The sequence below is a fragment of the Azospirillum sp. UENF 211521 genome (genome assembly GCF_058780535.1).
In genome coordinates this window covers 863,537-884,748 of the sequence record NZ_JBSNCF010000002.1, presented here as the reverse complement: position 1 = coordinate 884,748, position 21,212 = coordinate 863,537, and the positions used below count along the sequence as shown (strand labels likewise).

The 21,212-nt window shown below is 70.5% G+C and carries 19 protein-coding genes; 11 read left to right on the top strand and 8 right to left on the bottom strand.

Annotation, left to right across the window (positions count from 1 at the left end; genetic code table 11):
- Entirely contained in the window at positions 1 to 3,765 is a 3,765-nt protein-coding gene (locus tag ACWPN5_RS20745) for an autotransporter outer membrane beta-barrel domain-containing protein (RefSeq protein ID WP_492297164.1), read from the bottom strand.
- Between the two features lie 355 nt (positions 3,766 to 4,120).
- Here ACWPN5_RS20745 and pyk point away from each other — a divergent pair, with 355 nt between their 5' ends.
- Positions 4,121 to 5,539, top strand: coding sequence for a pyruvate kinase (gene pyk, locus ACWPN5_RS20740; RefSeq protein WP_492297163.1), 1,419 nt, complete (start codon positions 4,121 to 4,123; stop codon positions 5,537 to 5,539).
- A 113-nt stretch (positions 5,540 to 5,652) separates the two neighbouring features.
- Here the strand turns inward: pyk and ACWPN5_RS20735 are convergent, their stop codons facing one another.
- Positions 5,653 to 6,654, bottom strand: a complete 1,002-nt coding sequence (locus tag ACWPN5_RS20735; RefSeq protein ID WP_145680769.1) for an aldo/keto reductase — start codon at positions 6,652 to 6,654, stop codon at positions 5,653 to 5,655.
- A 136-nt stretch (positions 6,655 to 6,790) separates the two neighbouring features.
- Between ACWPN5_RS20735 and ACWPN5_RS20730 the strand changes: the two genes are divergently transcribed.
- Positions 6,791 to 7,696, top strand: coding sequence for a LysR family transcriptional regulator (locus ACWPN5_RS20730; protein ID WP_492297160.1), 906 nt, complete (start codon positions 6,791 to 6,793; stop codon positions 7,694 to 7,696).
- Between the two features lie 4 nt (positions 7,697 to 7,700).
- On the opposite strand, the gene ACWPN5_RS20725 is transcribed toward ACWPN5_RS20730, so the two are convergent.
- Both ACWPN5_RS20725 and ACWPN5_RS20720 read right to left on the bottom strand, forming a co-directional pair.
- Positions 7,701 to 8,465 carry a metallophosphoesterase family protein gene (locus tag ACWPN5_RS20725; RefSeq protein ID WP_145680767.1) on the bottom strand — a complete coding sequence of 255 codons (765 nt, stop codon included), beginning with the start codon at positions 8,463 to 8,465 and terminating at the stop codon, positions 7,701 to 7,703.
- Positions 8,466 to 8,664: 199 nt separating this feature from the next.
- Positions 8,665 to 9,387, bottom strand: a complete 723-nt coding sequence (locus ACWPN5_RS20720; protein ID WP_492297158.1) for a hypothetical protein — start codon at positions 9,385 to 9,387, stop codon at positions 8,665 to 8,667.
- Between the two features lie 191 nt (positions 9,388 to 9,578).
- Between ACWPN5_RS20720 and ACWPN5_RS20715 the strand changes: the two genes are divergently transcribed.
- The gene (locus ACWPN5_RS20715; protein ID WP_145680765.1) at positions 9,579 to 11,258 is read left to right on the top strand and encodes a CorA family divalent cation transporter; all 1,680 of its coding nucleotides are present in this window, start codon (positions 9,579 to 9,581) and stop codon (positions 11,256 to 11,258) included.
- A gap of 153 nt (positions 11,259 to 11,411) precedes the next feature.
- Positions 11,412 to 11,570, top strand: a complete 159-nt coding sequence (locus tag ACWPN5_RS20710) for a DUF3309 family protein (RefSeq protein ID WP_145680764.1) — start codon at positions 11,412 to 11,414, stop codon at positions 11,568 to 11,570.
- A 64-nt stretch (positions 11,571 to 11,634) separates the two neighbouring features.
- Here the strand turns inward: ACWPN5_RS20710 and ACWPN5_RS20705 are convergent, their stop codons facing one another.
- Positions 11,635 to 11,871: a hypothetical protein gene (locus ACWPN5_RS20705; protein WP_492297156.1), complete on the bottom strand. Its 237-nt coding sequence runs from the start codon at positions 11,869 to 11,871 to the stop codon at positions 11,635 to 11,637.
- Between the two features lie 199 nt (positions 11,872 to 12,070).
- Between ACWPN5_RS20705 and ACWPN5_RS20700 the strand changes: the two genes are divergently transcribed.
- Together ACWPN5_RS20700 and ACWPN5_RS20695 are read left to right on the top strand one after the other, a co-directional pair.
- Positions 12,071 to 12,547: a CYTH domain-containing protein gene (locus tag ACWPN5_RS20700; RefSeq protein ID WP_492297154.1), complete on the top strand. Its 477-nt coding sequence runs from the start codon at positions 12,071 to 12,073 to the stop codon at positions 12,545 to 12,547.
- Between the two features lie 209 nt (positions 12,548 to 12,756).
- Positions 12,757 to 13,401, top strand: coding sequence for a BON domain-containing protein (locus tag ACWPN5_RS20695; RefSeq protein ID WP_145680763.1), 645 nt, complete (start codon positions 12,757 to 12,759; stop codon positions 13,399 to 13,401).
- A gap of 66 nt (positions 13,402 to 13,467) precedes the next feature.
- On the opposite strand, the gene ACWPN5_RS20690 is transcribed toward ACWPN5_RS20695, so the two are convergent.
- Positions 13,468 to 13,890, bottom strand: a complete 423-nt coding sequence (locus tag ACWPN5_RS20690) for a bacteriohemerythrin (protein WP_145680762.1) — start codon at positions 13,888 to 13,890, stop codon at positions 13,468 to 13,470.
- 220 nt (positions 13,891 to 14,110) lie between these two features.
- Between ACWPN5_RS20690 and ACWPN5_RS20685 the strand changes: the two genes are divergently transcribed.
- Complete coding sequence (locus ACWPN5_RS20685) at positions 14,111 to 14,929, top strand: Fic family protein (protein WP_492297152.1); 819 nt, start codon at positions 14,111 to 14,113, stop codon at positions 14,927 to 14,929.
- A 12-nt stretch (positions 14,930 to 14,941) separates the two neighbouring features.
- Here ACWPN5_RS20685 and ACWPN5_RS20680 read toward each other — a convergent pair whose 3' ends face one another.
- Together ACWPN5_RS20680 and ACWPN5_RS20675 are read right to left on the bottom strand one after the other, a co-directional pair.
- Positions 14,942 to 16,615: a CocE/NonD family hydrolase gene (locus ACWPN5_RS20680; RefSeq protein ID WP_492297150.1), complete on the bottom strand. Its 1,674-nt coding sequence runs from the start codon at positions 16,613 to 16,615 to the stop codon at positions 14,942 to 14,944.
- A gap of 259 nt (positions 16,616 to 16,874) precedes the next feature.
- Positions 16,875 to 17,390, bottom strand: coding sequence for an adenine phosphoribosyltransferase (locus ACWPN5_RS20675; RefSeq protein WP_035678983.1), 516 nt, complete (start codon positions 17,388 to 17,390; stop codon positions 16,875 to 16,877).
- A 199-nt stretch (positions 17,391 to 17,589) separates the two neighbouring features.
- Here ACWPN5_RS20675 and ACWPN5_RS20670 point away from each other — a divergent pair, with 199 nt between their 5' ends.
- From ACWPN5_RS20670 to ACWPN5_RS20655, 4 genes are read left to right on the top strand one after another with little or no spacing between them, the layout of a single operon-like run.
- A complete protein-coding gene (locus ACWPN5_RS20670; protein ID WP_145680759.1) occupies positions 17,590 to 18,726 on the top strand; it encodes an ABC transporter permease in 1,137 nt (378 codons plus the stop codon).
- Between the two features lie 51 nt (positions 18,727 to 18,777).
- A complete protein-coding gene (locus tag ACWPN5_RS20665; protein WP_040135477.1) occupies positions 18,778 to 19,530 on the top strand; it encodes an ABC transporter ATP-binding protein in 753 nt (250 codons plus the stop codon).
- Between the two features lie 9 nt (positions 19,531 to 19,539).
- Positions 19,540 to 20,499: an MlaD family protein gene (locus tag ACWPN5_RS20660; protein WP_145672264.1), complete on the top strand. Its 960-nt coding sequence runs from the start codon at positions 19,540 to 19,542 to the stop codon at positions 20,497 to 20,499.
- A complete protein-coding gene (locus ACWPN5_RS20655) occupies positions 20,496 to 21,176 on the top strand; it encodes an ABC-type transport auxiliary lipoprotein family protein (protein ID WP_492297148.1) in 681 nt (226 codons plus the stop codon). The genes ACWPN5_RS20660 and ACWPN5_RS20655 overlap by 4 nt, the downstream gene beginning before the upstream one ends.
- Positions 21,177 to 21,212: the final 36 nt, after the last annotated feature.

Here is a 21,212-nt window from a genome sequence, read left to right as displayed (position 1 = left end):
TCACCAGCGGTAGCGCAGGCCGGCGCTCAGCGTGTGGCCGGTGGCGTCGCGGCGCAGGTCGGCGTCGTAGCTGCCATAGGCCTGGAACCGCTCGCCCAGCGCCGCCGTCAGGCCCGCCCCCAGCACCGCGGCGTCGCGCCCCGGCTGGACGCCGGACACCGTGTAGGAGGCGCCCAGCAGGCGCGCCCCGCTGCGCGCAGCCACGTCGAGGACGTCGTGGTCCCAGCGGGCGCGCAGTTCGGGCTCCAGCGCCGTCTCGCCGGCCTTCAGGCGCCAGCTCGTCCGCAGGCCCAGGCTGGTTCGCAGCGTGCTCAGGTCGGTATCGTCCACCGCCAAGCCCAGCGCGCCGGCGCCGGTCTCGGTGAAACCGTCGCGGGTCACCCGGTCGAAGCGGAGCCCGGCGAAGGGCTCGATGCGGGCGCCGTTCCAGGTCACGGCGTAGCCGGTGGCGACGGCCGCCCCGAAGCCGTGGCCGTCGCTGTCGCCATCGGCGCGGTGCTCCACTCCGCCCGGGGCGCCGATCCGGAGGACGCGGCGGCTGTCGTACTGGCCGAATCCGTACATGGCCTGGGCGTCGACGAACCAGGCGCCGACGCGGTAGGTGCCGTAGAGCGCGGCGCTGTAGCTGTCGATGTCCGTCCGGTCGCCGCTGGTCCGCACATCCACCGCCGTGCGCTGGTAGCCGAAGGCGGCGCCGGCGGTCATCGTGTCGGAAAGGTCGCGGTCGGCGCCCAGCGCGATGCCGCCGCTGCGCTGCCGGGTGCCGGCGGCGTTGCCGTCGCCGTCGGAGTTGGCAAAGCGGCCCAGTGCCCGCGCCCACAGGCCGAGCGCCGTCCCGTGCTCTGCCTCCGGCATGGCCAGCGGGGCGATGGAGGTGGCGAGGCCGTCGGCGCGCAGCGCGGCCATGCGGCCCTGGACCGCGTCGCCGAACAGGCGGGCGGTGTCGCGGGCGGCGGTCACCGCCTCCGCATGGACGGTGCCGCCCAGGCTGTCGAGCGCCGCGGGGATGGCTTGGCCGGACAGCGGGTAGAGGGCGTCGAACAGCGGCTTGGCCGCGTCGGACGGGCGGGTGCCGGCGGCCGGGCGGACGGCGTCCAGCGCGGCGCCGACCGCCGACTGGTTGGCCGTGGCCGGCACGTCCGCCGCCGCCAGCCGGGCGTAGCTCGCCGGTGTGGCGGTGAGGGTGATCGTATTCGGGCCGTAGACGGTGTCGAACCGCGTGCCGGCGGGCAGAGCGACGGCGGGCTGGGCGATGCCGGCGAAGGCGCCGGTCACGCCGCCGCTGGCGGTGACGATGGTGAAGCCCTGGCCGAGGCGCGGCGTGAAGCTGTTGGTCGCGCCGCCCGTGATGCCGCGGGTGACCGGGACCAGCGTGCCCCCGGCGGCGAAGGTGCCAGGCGTGCCGGTGACCGCCAGCTGATCGTGGAAGCCGGCGCCGGTCCCGGCGGTCGGCCCGTCGATCTCGACGCGCAGGGTCGATCCGGCGGCGTTGGCGACGGCGCCCTCCACGGTCAGGACGCCCAGGGAGTTGCCGGGGCTGAGCGTGCCGCCGTTGCTCACCGCGCCGGTGATCCGCCCGCCGCCCGACAGCAGGCCGCCGCGCTCCACGGTGACGGTCGGGCTGGCGAGGCGCGTGTTGACCGCCAGCTGGGCGTTCGCCTTCACCGTGGTGGCGGCGACCGATTGGGTGCCGGAGGCCAGCGCGACGCCGGTTGCCGTGCCGGTGCTCGTGCCGATCTGGAGCTGGGCGAGGTTCGTGACGTCGGCGCGGACGGTGGAGTTGCCCTCCAGCGTCAGGCTGTCGCCGCTGCCCGCCCCGGCGATGGCGAAGCCGACGTCCATGTTGGCGATGTTGACGCTGTTGCGCTGCCCGTTGAACGGGTTGCCGGGGTTGAGCTGGAGCAGGATGGCATTGCCGGTCTGGCTCAGCGCCAGGGTGCCGGCGCCGAGCGGCGCCGGGTTCAGCCGCTCGACGGCGCCGAACTGGCCGGTGACTCCGCCCGAGGCGGTCAGGATCTCGTAACTGCGCCCGGTCAGGTACAGCCCGTCGGCCGCCGTCACCTGGACGGTGGCGCCGTTCGACAGCGTGGCCGTTCCGCCGACCGCCAGCTTCGACGCGGTGCCGGCGGGGGCGATGCCGACCTGGAGGCGGGAGCCGGCGGCGAAGGACACATTGCCCGCTATCGCAAGCGTGCCGGACGTGCCGGTGCCCGGCGCCACGGTGCCGGCCACGGTGGTCGCCGGTACGGTGATGCTGCCGGTGCCGGCCAGCGTGGCGCCGGAGGCGACCGTCAGGGCGCTGCCGAGCGCCAGCGGGCCGTCGACCACCAGCGTGCCGCTGCCGACCGTTGCGGTGGCGAAGCCGCTGTAGGCGTCCCGCGCGCCGATGACGTAGCGCCCGCCGCTGCCGAGCTGGACCTCCAGCGCGTCGGTGCCGCCGCCGCCCAGCACCTTGCCGGTGATCGATCCGCCCTGGATCACCAGCCGGTCGTTGCCGGCGCCGAAGGCGATGGCGATGGGGTCGCCGCCGCCGCCCGTGATGGTGCCGGAGTTGGTGATGGTGTTGGCGTAGGGGCCGATCAGGGTGATGGCCGGGCCGTCGCGGCTTTCGATCCGCCCGGCGTTGGTGATGGTGGTGACCCCATAGGCCGCCCCCTCCGCCCCGTCGTCGATCATGATGCCGTGGCCGGTGCCGGAGATGACGCCGCCGGCGGCGTTGGTGATGGTGCCGCCGCCCATGGCGATGCCGTCGGCGCCGTTCGGGCGCCCGCCGGAATCGACGCCGCCGGCCCCGGTGCCGCGGATCGTCCCGTCGTTGACGATGGTGCCGATGTAATCGATGTCCACGCCGTCGCCATCGCCGTTGGTCGAGGCGGCGCCGCTGCTGTTGACGATGTTGCCGGCGCCGGCGTAGTCGCCGGAGATCAGGCCGCGGTTGATGACCGTGCCGTTGCCGTCGGACCCGACACCCGAACCGTTGCGCCCGACGATGGTGCCGCCGGCCTCGTTGACCACGGTGATGTCGGTGTCGGCGGTGATGCCGTGCCGCGCGCCGGAGATCAGGCCGCCCGAACGGTTGGTCACGGTCACGCCGGTCCGTCCGCCCGCGTCGATGGCGTCGGCGGTGCCGTTGGCGCCGCCGCTGGTGTTGGCGCCAAAGCTGCGGATGATTCCGGAATTGTCGATGGTGGCGTTCAGGCCGGGCCGCAGGGCGTCGTCGTTCAGCGCCTCGATCACGCCGGTGGCGCGGTTGATGACGCTCAGCGGAACGCCCGCCGTGTTCATCGTGCGCAGGTCCAGCGCCTGGCCCTGCACCGCGCTTGCCGGATCGGTGGGGGCGGCGGCGCGGATGGTGCCGGCGTTGTCGATGGTGACCCCGCCGCTGGTGATGTTGGTGTTGATGCGGACCGCGTCGTTGGCGTCCGACTGGATCAGCGCGCCGGCCCGGTTGGTCAGGGTCAGCGTCCGCACCGTGTTGCCGCCCGAGGTGTCGAAGCCGCGCCCGCCGGTCGAGCGGATGGTGCCGGCGTTGTCCAGAATCACATTGCTGGCGGTTCCGCTCTGCGTGACGGCGGCGCCGGAGGTCTGCAGCGTGCCGCCGGCGGCGACGGTGCCGGTCTGGCTGCCGGAGAGGGTTTGCGACCCGGTGACCGTGCTTCCGCCCGTCACCGCGAATTGGGCCAGCGCCGGGCTGGACACGAACAGCAGAAGGCCCACGCAGCCGTGCAGCGCCGTGGTTGCCAAGAGCCCCTGGCGGGTCGGCATGGTCACACTCCCTGAGATGACGCGGTCGATGGCGAGAATGTCTTGCGGGCAGGAGGTCGGCGCGCGCGGCGGTCGAATCCGCGGCGCGCGCTCAGCCGGCGCGAGTGATAGCGGCCTTGCGTGACCGTTCGGTGACGGATCGGTGATGATTGGGTGTACGAACGGACGCGGGGCGCGGCCCGCCGGCGGCGGCCGTGCCACAGGCGGGGCTTTATTGCGGCCCTGGTGGTTGTCAGCGGGCGCTCATCCACCAATGTGAACGGCAGCCGGGCGGTTCCAGGACCGCCCGGTTCCCACCCGGCATGCCCGCCGTTCGACACTCCATCAAGGAGGCGGCCCTAGAGGCCGAAATTATATGCGTCGTCACCGCCGCGCGAAGATCGTTGCCACGGTCGGTCCCGCCAGCAACACGCCTGAGATGCTGAAGCGGCTGTTCCTGGCCGGCGTCGATACCTTCCGCCTGAATTTCAGCCATGGGACGCACGAGGACCACGCCAAGGTCCACGCCGCCATCCGCGCGCTGGAAGCCGAGATGGGCCGCCCCATCGGCATCCTTCAGGACCTGCAGGGCCCGAAGATCCGCGTCGGCACCATCCGTGACGGCAAGATCACCGTCGCCGCCGGCGAATCGATCCGCTTCGTCCTGTCCGGCGTCGACGGCGACAAGACGGCGATCCCGCTGCCCCATCCGGAAATCTTCGCCGCGGTGATGCCGGGCCACAATCTTCTGATCGACGACGGACGCGTGCGCGTCGCCGTGACCGGGCTGGGCGACGATTACATCGATGCCAAGGTGGTGATCGGCGGGACCATCTCGAACCGCAAGGGCGTCAACCTGCCCGACACGGTGCTGGAGCTGTCGCCGCTGACCGCCAAGGACCGCGTCGATCTTGCCTTCGGTCTGGAACTGGGTGTCGACTGGGTGGCGATGTCCTTCGTGCAGAAGCCCGCCGACCTGCTGGAGGCCCGCGGGCTGATCGGCGACCGCGCCGGGCTGATGTCGAAGATCGAGAAGCCGGCGGCGCTCGACCGCATCGACGACATCATCCGCCTGTCGGACTCGGTCATGGTCGCCCGCGGCGACCTGGGCGTCGAGATCCCGCACGAGGAGGTGCCGGGCCGCCAGAAGGAGCTGGTGCGCGCCTGCCGCCTCGCCGTGAAGCCGGTGATCGTGGCGACTCAGATGCTCGATTCCATGGTCAACGCGCCGACCCCGACGCGGGCCGAGGCGTCGGACGTGGCGACCGCCATCTATGACGGCGCCGACGCGGTGATGCTGTCGGCGGAATCGGCCAGCGGCGCCTTCCCGGTCGAGGCCGTGGAGATGATGGACCGCATCATCCGCAGCACCGAGCAGCACAAGCTCTACCGTTCCATCATCGACGCGTCGGACCCCGGCGAGGAGCAGACCGCGCCGCACGCCGTGGCCGCCGCCGCGGCCGATCTGGCCGAGGTGATCCACGCCTCGACCATCGTCGCCTACACCTCCAGCGGCACCACGGCCGCCCGCATCGCCCGCCGTCGCCCGGCGGTGCCGATCCTGGCGATCACGCCGCACGCCGCGGTGTCGCGCCGCTTGTCCCTGCTCTGGGGCGCGCACAGCGTCCTGTCCGCCGACATCCACACCTACGAGGAGATGGTCGAGCGGGCGCTCGGCTTCGCCAAGGAGGAGGGCTTCGCCAAGCCCAACGACCAGATGGTCGTGGTGGCCGGCATTCCGTTCGCCAAGGCGGGGACCACCAACAACCTGCGCGTGGTGCAGGTCGAGGGGTAAGGCGCGGGCGGCGGTTCGGTTGCCCCCTCCCTAACCCTCCCCCGCTGTCGCAGGGGAGGGGACCTATCTCCCTCCCCTGCGACAGCGGGGGAGGGCCGGGGTGGGGGCAAACCTTACGGCTTCTTGTACGTCTCGCTGTCCATATGGGCGAGCTGCGCCGCCGGGTAGCGCTCGCCCGCCGCAGCACCCGGCGGCAGGGCTTCGGCCAGTTGCGCCAGATCCTCCGCCGACAGGGTGAGGTCGAGGGCGCCCAGCGCCTCGGCCAGACGGTCGCGGCGGCGGGCGCCGACCAGCGGGACGATGTCGCGGCCCTGCGCCGCCACCCAGGCGATGGCGACCTGGGCCACCGAGCCGCCGATGCGCTGGGCGATGTCACGCAGGCGCTCGACCAGCGCCAGGTTCCGGTCCAGATTCTCGCCCTGGAAGCGCGGGCTGCGGCTGCGGAAATCCTGGCCCGCACGGTCCTTGCTCCAATGGCCGCTGATCAGGCCGCGCGACAGCACACCATAGGCGGTGACGCCGATGCCAAGCTCCCGGCAGGTCGGCAGGATGGCCTCCTCGATCCCGCGGGAGATCAGGGAGTATTCGATCTGCAGGTCGCTGATCGGGTGCACCGCGGCGGCGCGGCGGATGGTGTCCGGTCCGACCTCGGACAGGCCGATGTGGCGGATGTAGCCGGCCTTCACCAAGTCGGCCATGGCGCCCACCGTGTCCTCGATGGGCACGCTGGGGTCGAGGCGGGCCGGTCGGTAGATGTCGATGTGGTCCACCCCCAGCCGGCGCAGCGAATAGGTCAGGAAGTTCTTCACCGCCACCGGGCGGGAATCGTAGCCGTTCCAGCCCATCTGCGGATCGCGCAGGGCGCCGAACTTCACGCTGATCAGCAGCCCGTCGCGGTCGCGTTCGCGCAGGGCGTCGCGGATGAGCAGCTCGTTGTGCCCCATGCCGTAGAAGTCGCCGGTGTCGAGCAGCGTGATCCCGGCGTCGAGCGCCGCGTGGATCGTGGCGATGCTCTCCTCCTGGTCGGCGGGGCCGTAGAAGTCCGACATGCCCATGCAGCCGAGACCGATGACCGAACTGACGGGGCCGGCGGCCCCAAGCGTGCGCTGTTCCATGGTTTAGATCCTCTCCGTCCGTCGCGGCGCCGGTCCGGTGGCGCCGTGCCCTGGATGATGACCCGGCGCCATTGATCCGATAAGCTGGACAATGTCGAATGGGCTGTTCACTGCATCGAACAATCGGACCGCGGAAATGGACGACACCGACCTGCGCGACCTGCACGCCTTCGCCGCCGTGGCGCGTCTTCGCAGCTTCCGCCGCGCGGCGCTGGAGCAGCGGGTGTCCGTCTCCAGCCTCAGCCAGCGGATGCGGGACCTGGAGGAGCATCTCGGCGTCCGCCTGCTGAACCGCACGACGCGCAGCGTCGCCCCGACCGAGGCCGGGGAGCAGCTTCTCCGCCGGCTGGAACCGGCCCTGGGCGAGGTGGCCGGCGCCCTGTCCGACCTGCGGGAGCGCCAGGGCCGACCGGCGGGGCGGCTGCGCATCAACGCCCCGGCCCCCGCGGCCGATCTGGTGCTGGCCCCAATGGTCACGCCCTTCCTGACCCGCTTCCCCGAGGTGGAGTTGGAGATCACCGTGGACATGGCGCTGATCGACATCGTGGCGCGGGGCTATGACGCGGGTGTGCGCTACGAGGAACATCTGGCGCAGGACATGATCGCGGTGCCGCTCGGCCCGCCGCAACGCTACGTGCTGTGCGCGGCGCCGTCGGTTCTGGAGCGTTTCGGAGTGCCGCAACAGCCGGAGGACCTGCTGGGCAAGCCGACCATCTCCGTCGTCTACGCCAGCGGCGCCCACCCGCCCTGGGAGTTCGAGCGGGACGGGCGCGTGGTGCGCGTCCAGCCGGGCGGGCCCTTCCACGCCGGCCATGTCGGCGTTCAGGTCCGCGCGGCGCTGGACGGGCTGGGCTTCCTGCTGACCTTCGACGGCTATGTGGCCGATCACCTCGCGTCCGGCCGCCTCGTTGCCGTGCTGGAGGACTGGAGCCAGGGCTTTCCCGGCCCCTTCCTCTACTACCCGTCGCGCCGCCAGCCGCCGGCGGCGCTGCGCGCCTTTCTCGACTTCCTCAAGGACTGGCGCCGTCAGGCCGCTCCGTAGGGAGTCAGACGGTGCAGAGGAAGCGGCGCTCCCCGCCCTCCAGGACCAGCGCGGTCAGCCGGTTGGAGGCGTAGGCCCCGGTGTCGATGCCGATGCGGTTGGAGCGGATGTCCGGCTGCTCGACGATGGTGTGGCCGTGCACGACGAGCTTGCCGTGGTCGAGGTGGGAGGTCAGGAACTCCCGCCGGATCCACAGCAGGTCCTCGTCGCGCTGGCGGTGCAGCGGCAGGCCGGGACGGATGCCGGCATGGACGAACAGATAGTCGCCGATGGCGACGCTGGAGCGCAGCCCGGCCAGGAAGGCCCGGTGATGGGGCGGCAGGGCGGCGGCGAAGCGCTGGCGGGCTTCGTCCACATGCTCCGGCGGGGCGTCCTCGACGGGGGCCGGAACGCCGTAGCTGGCCAGCGTCGCCCGCCCGCCATACTCCAGCCAGTCCGGCCCGGCCTCCGGCTTGTCGATGAAGTCCATCATCGCCGCCTCGTGGTTGCCGCGCAGGTGGATGGCGCCGAAGCCGGGCAGGGGCTCGCGGCACAGCCGTTCGATGACCATCGCGGAATCCGGCCCGCGGTCCACATAGTCGCCGAGGAAGACCAGATATTTGACAAGGTCGGCGCCGCTCGTCGCGTCGCGGTCGATCTGCGCCAGCAGCTGGTCGAGCAGATCCAGGCGTCCGTGGATGTCGCCCACCGCGTAGACGCGCACGCCCCGCGGCACATGGCTCGCGACGGGTTCCGGGTCCGACCACAGTTTGCGCGCAAAGCCGAACACGCTCCGCTCTCCTCCGTCCTTGATGGGTGGGTCCTGCCTTGACAGGATGGGGATGGTGGCGCGCGCACTCAAGTCGCACACCCGCTTGCCCGGCCCGGCGTCGCCAATTCATCCCATTGGGGCGAGTCGGACTGGAAAGAGGGGGTGCCGTCAAGGGGCCGGAATGGTTACTCCGGATGGCGTCGCTTCGGCGGTGGCGTCAGGAGCCGGGCATGGCCCGGTCCAGCGCCTCCAGCAGGCCGCCCAACCGGAACTCCACGGTTCGCCGGTCGAGCCGCGGCCAGTGATAGAGCTGGGTCGCGCCGCCGGCCTGCTTCTGGAACTCCAGCCGCAACGGGCGGTCGGAGCGGACCAGCGGCATCAGGCGCTCCATCGGGCCGCAGGTCAGGCCGATCCGCCGCGGCTCCTTGATCGCGGCGAAGCGCCTCAGCATCTCCGTCCCGGCGTCCTCGTCGGCGATCGTGCCCGCGGCGACCTGGGCCAGGAAGCGGGCGAATTCGGGCGGAGCCGCCTCCGCCGCGGCGCCGGTCTGCGGCCCCTCGTCGAGAGCGTCGGCGTCGAGAGCGTCGGCGTCGAGCGCGTCGGCGTCGAGCGCGTTGGCGAGGTCGGACAGCTGGCGTGGCGTGTAGAAGCGCTGCGGCGGGGCGCCGTCGACCGCCAGAGTGACGGGGCGGGAAAGCGCGATGGGCTCGTCGAACAGGATGTAGAGGGAGGTGCAAGCCGCGTCGCGCACCGCGCTGATGCTCAACTCGCCGAGGCCGCCGCGGTTGTCGGCGAAGGGCTGGACGGCGGACACGGTGCAGCGCTGCCCGGTGCCCTCACCGGCGCAGACGACATCGGAGACGGGACCCTCCACGGCCAGGGCGGGCGTGGCGGTCCCCAGGCCGGCCACCAGAAGAAACAGCCCGATTCGGCGCGTCATCGGCACATCAACCCTCCTCCGGCGCATGATCTGAACAGGGGACGCTACCAGGGCCGGGCTTTCGTCCTGGTTAATGGTCCGCGGCGAACGGGATGGCGCGAACGTCCTGCCACTCCAATCCCGGTGCGGCGTTCTCGCCGGTCCGGACTCTGTTAGGATGTGGGAAAAGAAGGACAAGGGGGAGGGGCGCCATGGACGAGAGCCCGATCCGCGTGCGCCGGTTTCGCGAAATCCTGCTGTGGCCGGTGCAGTTGATGCCGCTGAAGGCGGGCGCACAGATCCAGAACCATTGGGAATGGCTGGGCGGGCCGGATTGCCCCTGGCAGGAGGTCGCGGACGAGTTCACCCAGGACCCCGGCGAATTCAGCGAGCGCCATTACAGCGAGTTCGTGTCCTTCCTGCCCTATGTGCAGCGCTTTCTCTATGGCGAGGGGGAATCGCGCGACCATCGGCCCGGCTATGGCGGTTCTCCGATCCGCGTTTTCCGGCGGCGCGACGTGGCGGCGCTGGCGGTCACCCTGCGGCGGGGGCAGGCGCCGCTGCGCTTCACCATCGCCCATGTCGATCTGCATTTCTTCCACGACGTCGACGTGGCGATCCTCGTCGTCGAACTGTTCGGCGAGGACCTGCCGCTGGACCGCGTGCAGGACACGCTGTTCCGGCTGGGCCGCACCTATCCGCCCGCCTGGGAGCCGGACGGCAGCGCGGCGCAATGCCCGCACCGCGTCGAATGGATCAGCGCCGACGGCGCCGTGCTCGCCGTTTCCGACTACGAGCGGAAGGCCGATTACCTGTCCTTCGTGTGCCGCCACCGGGCGCCGCGCATCGCCGCCCACTGGTCGTTCCTTCTGCGCCCCCTGGTCCACCACCATTCGGAGGAGACCGGGCTGCTGCGCTACCGCCAGCTTGAATATCAGCGGATGCCGGCCATGGCCTATCTGTCGCTGGACGAGCCGGAACGGCTGGAGCGGGCCGACTGGGTGCGGCTGGGCTTCGCCACGTCGCCCGGGCCGGGATCGGGGCCGGGACCGGGGCCGGGGGAGGCGATGCCCTTCGCCCCGGCCTTCCTGGAGGGGTTCGAGCAACGCTACTGCTACGACCGCTACTGGGACCCGCGGGCACCCGGCGCCTGGACGCGCAGCCGCATCCTGTGCTGCGGCCATTCGCTGGTCATGGTGGGGCCGGAGGGCGACGCCTTCTTCACCGACGCGGAAACCGGGCTGCTCGGCCAGTTCCGGCACCAGTATTTCCTGCTGGGGCTGGTCGTGCATTTCCACCGGGCGGCCCTGGTGATGCTGTCCGACCGGCTGGTGCTGGCGGTCAGCCAACTCGACATTGGCACCGTGGAGTCGGTGAAGCGGTTCAAGCGCGACATCCGGCAGGTGTTCGAGATCTTCCTGCGCTTCACCCACCGCTACTGGTTCCACGAGCTGTCGATTCAGGGGCCGCTGCGCGACCTGTTCCGCCTGTGGGCCGGGCATCTCGGCACCGACCGTCTCTACGCCGAGGTGCGGGACGAGGTTCAGGACATGTCCGATTACCTCGACAGCGACGGGCTGCGGCGGCAGGCCAACACGGTGCTGCGGCTGACCGTGGTGACGGTGGTCAGCACCATCGGCACGCTGGTCACCGGTTTCCTCGGCATGAACCTGCTCGCCATGGCCGACGACCCGCTGCCGGCGCGCGTACTGTTCTTCCTGTTCGTCCTGCTGGCGACGGTCGGGCTGATCGCCTTCAGCGTGATGCGGTCCAAGCGGCTGGCCGATTTCCTGGAAGCCCTGTCCGACGAGCGGCTGCCGGGGCGGAGCAAGCTGGCGCTGCTGGGGAAGGTCTGGGAGCGCCCGAGTCGCCGCGCCGGGCCGCCCTTCTGATCCGGTGGAAATGGAATTTACAGGAAGACCGGAAGGATAGGGCGTCGGTGCCACGAATGGAGGGGGCAGGCGCCAAAGAACAGGCGGGGTACAGGAACCAGCCGGTCAAGCTCGCGTTCTTCTCAGCGAAAGCTCCACATTTAGGGGGACGCCATGACCATCGGCACCATTCTGCTCATCATTTTGATTCTCGTTCTGATCGGCGCGGTTCCGGCTTGGCCGCACAGCCGCGGTTGGGGTTACGGCCCCAGCGGCATCCTCGGCGTGCTGCTGATCGTCCTGATCGTGCTTCTGCTGATGGGCCGGATCTGACGGGCAAGCCACACCGGCTTACCGGCGCGGGCGCCGTTCCCGTTCCGCCACCGGCCCCTGGGCGTCACGCTCCGGGGCTGCGGCCGGGACGGGAACGGCGCCCGTTGCGTATGACGAACATCAGCCAGCCGATCGGCCCCAGAATCAGCACCATCACCACCCAGCCGGCCCGCGGGCCGAAGGGGCAGCGCGTGCCGGGCGGGGGACGCCACGGACCACCGCGCCGCGACAGCATCACGTGAAGGAGAGGCGCGCCGTACAAGGCGAACAGGATCAGCCAGGGTGCAAGGTCTTGTGCCATGGCTGCATGCTACCCCAAAACGGGTGGCCGCTCCCACCACGGAGCGGCGGGAGCCATGCCCTCGACGCTTGTTCGGTGATGTGTCCAAATGGTAATACCGCAACGCAGGGATGGACTTCATGCGTATGGGGCATGGTTGCACCGCAGCGTGGCGGACGACTATCCTCGGCGGTGTCCGATATGCCGAAAGGCCGGTGTCATGGCGGTTGAGATCGAACGGCGCTTTCTGGTGCGGAGGGACATCCGTCCCCTGTGCCGAAACGGCCTGTCCATCATCCAGGGCTATCTGCCCTCCGACGATGGCCGGACGGTGCGGGTCCGGGTCGCCGGCCCGGACGCCACCCTGACCGTCAAGGGTCCCCGCCGCGGCCTGTGCCGCGACGAGGTCGAACACCCGCTTCCCCTCGACCTCGCCCTCGGCCTGCTGCGCCACAGTTGCCGCGGCGGCCTGATCGAGAAGACCCGCTACCTCGTCCACCATTATGGTTTCTGCTGGGAAATCGACGTGTTCGGCGGCGAGAACGCCGGTCTGGTGATCGCCGAGGTCGAATTGTCCCACGCCGACCAAGTCGTCCCGCTTCCCGATTGGGTGGGGGCGGAGGTCACGCAGCGGGCGGCCTACAGCAATTCCGCCCTGTCGCGCAGCCCGATCCGCCACTGGGTCAGCGCGGCCTGAGAGGTCTTCCGGAAAAAAAGAAGCCCCGGTCCAAAGGGGAGACCGGGGCCAAGGCTGCGTGGATGACTGTGTGCAGCGCAGCAATCCGCGTGCCAGATTGTGCGGACACGCCGGCGCTGCACCGAAAGAGGAACGCAGAGCGCCGCCGCCCTGTTGCCAAAGAGCCGTCCGGACGGGCGGCGGGCAACGGCGAACGGGAGTCTGGCACGATGGCTCAATACGAGAACCGGTGGAAGGACGAGGCCCGCAACGTGGACGAGGACGACCGCCGCGACGTCCGCGAGCGCAACGAATTTGGGCGTGGCGCCTACGGCGCAGGCGGTTATCCCCGGAGTGACTACGAAAGTGGCGGTTCCGGCGGGCGCGATCCCAGCCGCCGCTGGGGCAGCGACTGGGGCCACGCCGAGCGTGGATGGCATCACGATGACCGGATGCGCGATGACCGGACACAGGGTGACCGCTACCGCGACGAACCCATCGGCATGGCTCGGGAACGCAATTTCTGGGAGCAGGCCGGTGACGAGGTCGCCTCTTGGTTCGGCAACGACGACGCCGAACGCCGCCGCGAAGAGGACGAGCGGCGCGCCCAGTTCCGCGGGCGCGGCCCACGGGGCTACACCCGCTCGGACGAGCGGATCCGCGACGATCTGAACGACCGGCTGACCGAGGACCCCTATCTCGACGCCAGCGACATCGCGGTGTCCGTGTCGGGCGGCGAGGTCACGTTGGACGGCACGGTGGACGACCGCATGGCGAAGCGCCGCGCTGAGGATTTGGCCGACGCCATTTCCGGAGTACGCCACGTCCAGAACAACCTGCGCCTGCGTGAACCGGGCGGCACCATGGCTTTCTGAGTCCGCCGCCGAGGCGCCGTCGGAACGCCCCCGCACCAACCAGCGCGGGGGCGTTCGCGCGTCCGGTCAATGGGCGGTGGTGCTGCCGGCGTCTTCGGCCATGAAAGGGCTGTATTGCTTGTCCACCGACTGGATGTGCTCGATGAACCATTCCTTCAAAAGCAGGATCAGGTCGATGCGGAGCATCATCTCGTTGTCGTCGTCGTTGTCCAGCGACAGCTTGTGCACCTCGTCGATGAAGTAGCGGTGGGCGGCCCGGTGGGCATCGAGGCCGGGATAGCCCTGCCGCTCCATCAGCGCCTCCTCCCGCGCGAAATGCACGGTCGTGTATTCCTGCAAGCCCCCCAGCAGCCCGGACAGGCTGGAGCGGTCCTTCTCCGCGATGCCGGCCCTGAGTAGATGGTTGAACATGTCGAGCAATTTTCTGTGGTCGTCGTCGAGAACTTCGACGCCGACGCTCATCGATTTATCCCAGGCAACATGTTGCATCGGATCAATCCTTCCAGAGGGCCGGGTCAGCCGAGTATAGGGGGCGCGGAAATCTTGGGATGCGATGTTAAAACCGGCAACCGCGGCGGCACAAGCGGCAAAAAACCGCAGGCCGGAGGTTGCGCCGCAGCCTGTGACCTTGTGGGCCGGCAAAGGATGTGCTTCCCCGCGCGCCGTCCAGGCATTATGAAAATGCAAGGGATCTGCGGAGTTCGGGACGATGGCGCTGCTGGACGATATTCTGGAGAAGAAGCGGGTTCTGGACGACGCCCGGCCCATGCCGCTGACGGTGGTGCGCGATCTGGCCGACCGCTTCGAACGCGGCTTGACCACCGCCTGTCTCCTCGTCGAGGGGGTGGAACTGTCCCCGGACGACATCCGCATGGTGCTGGACCGCGGCGCTGTGCTGCGCAGCCGTCCGGCCGACCCGCAGCGCCTCGTGCTCAACCACCGCTCCGCGCTGGAACTGATGGCCCGCCTGTCCTTCCAGGGCGGCGGCGTGGTGACGGAGCGCACCATCGCGGCCTTCCACGGCGTGCTGTACCAGGGGATTGACACCAACGCCGGGCGTTACCGGGAGGGCCCGCTGAAGGACGACGCCGGCGCCTCCCCCGATCCGGCGAAGGTGCGGGTGTCGATGTCGGCTCTGTCGGGCTGGCTGCGCCGGACGGAAGCGGGGCCGGAGGCCGCCTTCGAGGCGCATCACCGGCTGATGAGCGTCCGCCCCTTCTTCCAGGGCAACGCCGCGACCGCGCTTCTGCTGTGCAACCTGATCCTGAACCGCGCCGGCTTCCCGCCGGTGGTGGTGACCGACGAGGATCGCGAAATGTACGGCGCGATGGTCGAGCGCGCCTGGTCGCTGGGCGACAAGACGCCGTTCCGCGACCTGATGATGCGGCTGCTCGACCGCAGCCTGAACCTGTGTCTGCGCAGCGCCGCCCGCGCCCTCCGCGATTTCGAAGCGGCCGATGACAACGAGGGCGGCCTTGGCGCCGCCCTTGACGACGGCTACGAGGACGGTTACGGCCGGCGCCCCTGAGGCCGTCTGACGTCAGCCGCGGGCCGGCAGCAGCAGGCGCGACGGGCGGGAACCTCCGCCGTGGATCAGCAGGGTGATCGGCTGCGCGTCGACCAAGCGGGTTTCGCCCGGCTCGGCTCCGGTTCCCGGATTGACGGGGTAGGCCGGGAAGCAGGACCCGGCGAGGCTGAGGCGCAGCGCCGCGCCGGCTGGCAGGGTTGCGCAGAGGGCGCGCAGGGCCACCGGCATGGGGCGCTGCTCGCCGCCCGGCTCCACCCGCGCGTGCCCCTGGCTGAGCGGCAGGACGCGCCCGTCGGGCAGCACGGCGGACAGGACGGCGCTGACGTCGAAGGACGGCGCGTCGGCTTCCACCCAGACTTCCAGGGCAATGCGGCCGGCCAGCGTCAGCGGCGCCGCGAGCGGGGCGGTGTCGTAGACCGCCACATCGGGGCGGGCGTCGGTGGCGGCGCGGTCGCGCGGGCCGGCGTCCGGCACGGCGTGGCCACCCACGGTGGGCACCGGGTCGCGCGGGTCGTGGACCAGCACGTCGAGGAACGCCTCATCCGGGGCGTCGTCGTACAGGGTGCCGCCGCGCCGCGCGGCGAGGCCGTCTCTCGACAGATGCAACGGCTGCGCTGCGGGCGGCAGGGCCGGCAGGTCGCGCCAGCGGCGCTCCAGAACGTCGAACAGGCGGATTGGCCCGCCGCGGTCGGCGCCGTTCATCTCCCCCTTCAGGAAACGCTCGAACCAGCCGAGTTGCAGGGCATCGAAGGACGGGAGATCGGTCGGCTTCGGGCTGTCGAGCCCGGCATGGGCGGCCACGCCATGGCGGTCCCACGGGCCGACCAGCAGACGGACGGTGCCGTCGCCGCCGGCGGACAGCGCCTCGTGCGCCGCCAGCGTGCCGGTCAGGCGGGGGTCGTACCAGCCGCCGATCTGAAGGACCGAGACCTCGCCGACGCCCCCGGACAGGGCGTGGCGGGGGGACAGATCGTCCCAGCTTCCGCCCGGACCGGGCGTGGTCAGCCAGTCGTCGTAATGGCAGTGGCGCGCATAGTCCCGCAGCACCCGTGGACGGGACGGAATCTCGTCGTCGAGCGGCAGGCTGCGGATCGCCTCCAGGAGCGCGCGGTAAGCCGCGCCATCCTCCAGCCGGCGGGCGGACTCCGCCGCGCAGTGCAACGCCCAGCCCATCGCGTCGGCCAGCCGGAAAGCGCCGCCCTCCGTCGCCCAGTCGGTGAAGACATCCCAGCCGGCCAGCGCCGGAACCGCCGCGCGCAGAGCGGCGGGCCGCTCGGCCAGGGCCAGGAGCTGCGCCATCCCGGCGTAGCCGCTGCCGTACAGGCCGACCGTGCCGTTGGAACCGGGCAGGGAGGCCGCCCAGGCCACCGCGTCGGCGCCGTCCTCGCGCTCCGCCTCGAAGGGGCGGAACCGGCCCTCCGACGTGCCCCGCCCGCGCACATCCTGCACCACGACGACGTAGCCGCGGGCGGCGTACCAGCGCGGGTGCGCGTAATGGCTGGTCATCGCCGTGCGCCGCCCGCAGGCCAGACGCAGCAGCAGGACCGGCCAGGGGCCGACCCCGTCGGGACGGTAGAGGTCGGCGTCCAGCCGCACTCCGTCGCGCGTCCGCATGGAAACGGTTTCGGGCGGCCGGACGGCCAGGAGAGGCGGCTGTTCGAGAATCACCGGGGCCATATGGGTCATGGGGCGCCCTGCCGAGCAACTGTGACCGGCAACTCTCGCAAGCGCTGTGCCATGACCGGCGGATGGCCGTCGCGACGTTCCCTCTCCCGCCCCGGGAGAGGGAAGGGGCCCGCGCAACGCGCGGGAAGGGTGAGGGTACCGGCAACAGGTTGGTGTCTGATCCTTGGCAGCACCCTCACCCGGCGCCTTCGGCGCCACCCTCTCCCGGGGCGGGAGAGGATGCTTAAACGATGGGCAGACGCCTCTCCGGAAGGCGGTTTTACGAATCGTAGCTCATCAGGGAGACGCTGGGGACGTCCAGCTTGTCGCGGCCGTTGAGGAAGGTCAGCTCGACCAGGAAGGCGGCGGCGCGGACGTCGGCGCCGACGCGGCGCAGCAGGCTGATCGCCGCGGCCATGGTGCCGCCGGTCGCCAGCAGATCGTCCAGGACGACCACACGCTGGCCGGGCTTCACGGCGTCGGCCTGAACCTCGATGGTGTCGGTGCCGTACTCCAGGTCGTAGGAATGGGCGACCTTGTCGCCGGGCAGCTTGCCGTGCTTGCGCACCATGATGAAGCCGGTGCCGAGCGCCAGGGCCAGCGGGGCGGCGATCAGGAAGCCGCGGGATTCGATGCCAACCAGCAGCTCCGGCTTGTGCGGGCGCAGCGCCTCGGCGAGCTGGTCCACCGCTTCCTTCCACGCCTCGGCGTGAGCCAGCAGCGGGGAGATGTCGTAGAAGAGGATGCCGGGCTTGGGGAAGTCGGCGATGCCGCGGATGTGGTTCTTCAGATCGATGGGGTTCGGCATGGTGAAAAGGTTCCTGTGCAACGGCGGCGCCATACTATCGGGGCGGCGGCCCGCGTGCAAACCGCCGCTGCGCGGCTGTTTTTCCCCGGCTTGAGGTTGACCATCGGGGGGGCTTGCGGCCAAGTTCCTCTCCACAAGCACGAGCATTGCCGCATCGCGGCACCGGAAGGGAAGGGCAGGACGGGGCATGGCGCGCGAAAGGGCGTGGTTGGAATCGTCGCGCGCCGGCGACGGTGAATGGCGGCTGACGGCTCTCGGCCACTGGGACCTGAAGGCCGCGGGCGGGCTCTCGGGCGCGCTCGACGGCTTCGCGCTGGACGGCGGCGGGGCGGTCAGCCTCGACCTGTCGCGGCTGGACGCCATGGACACGGTCGGCGCCTATCTGCTGTCCGCCCTGTCCGACCGGCTGAAAGCGGCGGGCCACGGCGTCGATCTGGCCGCCATCCGCCCGGAGCACGCCGCCCTGTTCGACGCCGTGCGCGAGGTCGGTCCCCCGCCGGTCGAGCGGGCGCAGACGCACCGCCCCATCCTCGACATGCTCGAGCGCACCGGGCGCACCGCCGTCGACGGGCTGCGCGAGGGGCGGGACCTGCTGTCCTTCCTCGGCCTGATCGCCATCACCTTCGGACGGCTGATCGTGAATCCGCGGCGGCTGCGCTTCCGCTCGGTGATGTTCCACATCGAGCAGACCGGGCTGAACGCCCTGCCGATCCTCGGGCTGCTCTCCTTCCTGATCGGCGTGGTTCTGGCCTTCCAGGGAGCGGACCAACTCCGCCGCTTCGGGGCGGAGCTGTTCGTGGTCAATCTGCTGGGCGTGTCGATCCTGCGCGAGATCGGCATCCTGATGACCGCCATCATCGTGGCGGGGCGCTCCGGCTCCGCCTTCACCGCTCAGATCGGCACCATGAAGGTGAACCAGGAGGTGGACGCCATCAGCACGCTGGGTCTGGACGTGGTGGAGCTTCTGGTGGTGCCGCGCGCGCTGGCCCTGATGATCACCCTTCCGCTGCTGGCCTTCTACGCGGACATCATGGGGCTGTTCGGCGGTGCGGTGATGAGCTACGCGACGCTGGACATCACCTTCGGGCAGTTCATCCGCCAGCTTCACGGCGCCGTCACGCTGCCGCATTTCCTGGTTGGACTGGTGAAGGCGCCGGTCTTCGCGCTGGTGATCGCCATGGTCGGCTGTTACGAGGGTCTGAAGGTTTCCGGCAGCGCCGAGAGCGTGGGCACGCTGACCACCAAGTCGGTGGTCGAGTCCATCTTCCTGGTGATCGTCCTGGACGCGGTCTTCTCCGTCCTGTTCTCCTTCCTCAGGCTGTGAGGGACCGTGGCGCCTTTCGACGATGACCAACGGACCGGTGCGCAGGAGGCGGTGATCCGCGTGCGCGGGCTGGTCACCCGCTTCGGCCCGCAGGTGGTCCATGACGGGCTCGACCTCGACGTGCGGCGGGGCGAGGTGCTGGGCGTGGTCGGCGGCTCCGGCACCGGGAAGTCGGTCCTGCTCAAGGAGATCCTCGGCCTGATCCGCCCGGCCGACGGCCGGATCGAGCTGCTGGGCCGCGACACCGCCGGCTTGCCGGAATCGGAGCGGGTGGCGCTCCAGGCGCGCACCGGCGTGCTGTTCCAGAACGGCGCGCTGTTCAGCTCCATGACCGTGGCGCAGAACGTCATGGTTCCGCTGCGCGAGCACACCGACCTCTCGGCGGCGCTGTCGGCGGAGATCGCGCGGGTCAAGATCGCCATGTCCGGCCTGCCGGCCAACGCCGGGGCCAAGTTCCCGTCGGAGCTGTCGGGCGGGATGATCAAGCGCGCCGGTCTGGCCCGCGCGCTGGCGCTCGACCCCGACATCCTGTTCCTCGACGAGCCGACGGCCGGGCTGGACCCCATCGGCGCCGCCGCCTTCGACCAGCTCATCCGCAACCTTCAGCGCAGCCTGGGGCTGACCGTCTTCATGGTCACCCACGACCTGGACAGCCTGACCTCCATCTGCGACCGCATCGCCGTGTTGGTGGACAAGAAGATTCGCGTGGGCACGCTGGAGGAGCATCTCCGCGACCCGCATCCCTGGATTCACGACTATTTCCACGGACCGCGCGGCCGCGCCGCGCGCCATGCAGAAAGCTGACCGGACGCCATGGAAACCCGCACCAGCTACATCCTCGTGGGCAGCTTCGTGTTGGCCTTGCTCGCCGGCCTCTTCGTCTTCACGGTCTGGGTCGCCAAGATCCAGCTGGAGGAGACGCGCCAGCCCTATTACATCTACTTCACCGGCTCGGTGACCGGCCTTCAGGAGGGCAGCCCGGTGCGCTACCGCGGTATTCCCGTGGGCACGGCGACCGACATTCGCCTGGACCCCAACGATGTCAGCCGCGTGCGCGTGCGGATCGAGGTGCAGGAAGGCACGCCGATCAAGACCGACTCGATCGCCTCGCTGGAGGTGCAGGGCATCACCGGCGGCGCCTACGTCCAGATTTCCGGCGGCACGGAGATGAGCGAGCTTCTGCGCACAGCGCATGACGGCGGCATCCCGGTGATCCCGTCGCGCCCGTCGTCGCTGACGGTGTTCGTCGACGCCGCGCCGCAGCTTCTGAACCGGGCGCTCGACCTGACCAACCGGGTGGCCGACCTGCTGACCCCGCAGAACCAGGCGGCCATCGCCGAGATCCTGGCCAACACCCGCACGCTGACCGGCGAGCTGGCCCGCGCCAGCCAGGGGCTGGACACCACGCTCGCCCAGGCCAACCGCACGCTCCAGGGCTTCGAGACGGTCGGGCCGCAGCTTGGCCAGACGATGGAGCAGGCGCAGCGCACGCTGGCCGCGGTGGAGAGCGGCACCAAGACGCTGACCGGCGATCTGAGCACGCTGGCCGGGTCGCTGAACAAAACCGCCAACCAGCTCAACGCCATGATTGGCGAGAATCGCGGGGCGGTCCGCGACTTCACCGGCGGTGGGCTGTATGAACTGACCTTGCTGATCTCGCAGTTGCGCGACCTGTCGGGGCAATTGTCCCGCGTCGTCACGCGGATCGAGAACGACCCGTCGAACTTCCTGTTCGGCGGAACCCGCCAGGGCGTGGAGGTGCGTGGACGATGACGAGCCGTTTGGTGACGAGGCGTTTGATGAAGCCGATGGCGGCGGCGCTGCTGGCGGCCGGCCTGATGAGCGGCTGCGCGGCGCTGAACCCGACAGCACCCAGCCTGTACACGCTGACGCCGGGAACCGTGGCGGAGTCCGGGCCGCCGCTGGTAAGCTGGCAGTTGCTGGTGGAACCGCCGGCGGCCAGCGCCGGCATCGACACGCCGCGCATCGCGGTCACCCGCTCCGCCACCGCGCTCGACTACTTCGCCGGGGTATCCTGGGCCGACCGGGCGCCGAACATGGTGCAGGGGCTGATCGTCCAATCCTTCGAGGACAGCCGGCGGATCGTCTCGGTCGGGCGGGATTCGGCGGGGCTGCGCTCCGATTTCCTGCTGAAGACGGAACTGCGCGATTTCCAGGCGGAGTTCAGCGACGCCAACGCCACGGCGCCGGACCGGGTGCGGGTGCGGCTGTCGGCCAAGCTGGTCGCCATGCCCAATCGGACCATCGAGGCGGGCGAGACCTTCGACGCCGTGGTCCCGGTGCGCGGGTCGGACTTCACCGACGTGATCGCCGCTTTCAACACGGCGCTGGGTCAGGTCGAGGGCGCGTTGGTGGATTGGACGCTGCGGCGGGGCGAGGCAGTGTTCCGTGCGGATGCCGGCCGTAGCCGTTCGGCGGGCTCCCGTTAAGGAAAGCGCTTGCTATGCGTACAAAGCCTCATACGT